The 1,523-nt window shown below is 35.6% G+C and carries 2 protein-coding genes and 1 pseudogene; all 3 read right to left on the bottom strand.

Features of this window, described 5'->3' with window-relative positions:
- A pseudogene (locus CRG87_RS07840) lies at positions 1 to 211 on the bottom strand (amidohydrolase family protein); the annotation flags it as partial.
- A gap of 250 nt (positions 212 to 461) precedes the next feature.
- Complete coding sequence (locus CRG87_RS07845; RefSeq protein ID WP_074426113.1) at positions 462 to 692, bottom strand: cytochrome b5 domain-containing protein; 231 nt, start codon at positions 690 to 692, stop codon at positions 462 to 464.
- Positions 693 to 765: 73 nt separating this feature from the next.
- On the bottom strand, positions 766 to 1,523 hold a 758-nt coding region (locus CRG87_RS07850), incomplete at its 5' end, for a lysophospholipid acyltransferase family protein (RefSeq protein ID WP_101138736.1).

A 1,523-nucleotide genomic window follows, 5' to 3' on the forward strand; every position in this document is an offset into this window, starting at 1 on the left:
GGTTCATAGTCACATGTGTGTGGCAATTGATTAAACCTGGCATAACGTATTTGCCAGCTAAATCGACTTTCTCGTCTGCTGCAGGTGGATTAGCTGTTCCAACTTCTGTGATTTTACCGGTGTCGTTATCAACTAATAACCAAGCGTTATCCTGAATTTCATTTTTGGTGCCATCAAATAATGAAAAATTAGCAAAAAGTGTTTTTGTCATAATCTATCTCCTTATCATTAGTAACTGCGCTATAATTGCACATTGTAATAACTATTTAATAATATGTCAATTTTATTTTAATTATAATTTTATAAATATGTGGATATATGGTGTTATCCGCATGCAGCAGTCAAACTTATATGAATAAGAAGCTTGATTGAATTTTGTGATTTGCCATAACAAAAAAACACAACTTTCTTTGCGAAAATTGTGTTCTTTTTACTTTTTAAAATTTGAACCTAATAGAAGATTAAGCTTCGTAGGTACCAACTTCTTTTAAGTTGCCTAAAACACTTTTACCGTGAGGTGATTGGCCAATTGCAACAGTTAAGTCTTGACCAGCTAAATTGCCGTGGTGTTCACCTTCAGCCCAGTGTGGGTTACCAGTTACATCGTAAACGACGCCGTCAATTGCAACGTATGCTGGATTACCATTTTTACCATCAAATTTTGCCAATGATTCTTTTGTAAATTTCTCCATCAGAAAAACCCCTTTTCTAGAACTAAAATAATTTAGTTTATTACTATATGATAGTCCTTAAAAATAATTAAGTCTATTTCTTTGTTTTGCTATTTTGATAGTCATAGCGCCAACCGGCAATGTCCCATGGGGTAAAAGTTGGGTCCAATTGGCGGTGATAGGCTTCCTCGAAGGCTTTAACTTTTTGCTGATAGTCCTGAGCAAGCATCTTTTTAGAATTTTCATTAGCACTTAATTTAACATCTGGGTAAATTGTTGGTAAAACGTGAACAATATACTTAGTTTGATAAAAATTAGGATGATCTTTTTCCAATTTATCTTTTTCTTGAATTTCAACAAAAGTTGAGACAATCGGGACGTTTTGTTGAGCGGCAAAATAATACGCGCCACGTTGAAGTTTACGCGGTTTGCGGTAGTTCCACCACATTTCTTGCTCAGGGAAGATTAAAACCCAATTATTTTTTGCTAACTCATCATGAAGATGCTTAGGAAATTCAGTACCAATGTAGCTTGGACTTTTGATCAGTGGAATGGTACCAACGTAATTCATCAGATAGCTTAAGATGCCAGGAAGCTTGAGATTGGTGTCCTCGATTGCAATGGCCAGGTGATGGTGAGTTTTATTAGCTAAGTGCTTAATCGGAAGAGAGTCAATCTGATTGAAATGGTTAGCTGTGATAATTGCTCCACCATCAGGTAGATTATTGAGATTTTCCAGACCGGTGAAAGTAGTGTCGGAAGTTAAAACCTTAGTTAAAGTATTGAACAAAAGGTGTCCCAGTTTGTCGTTAGTTTTACCTTTAAAAGTGCTTTGTTCAGCCCAAAAGTTAT

Source organism: Lactobacillus apis, assembly GCF_002837055.1.
In the GTDB taxonomy this organism is placed as follows: domain Bacteria; phylum Bacillota; class Bacilli; order Lactobacillales; family Lactobacillaceae; genus Lactobacillus; species Lactobacillus apis.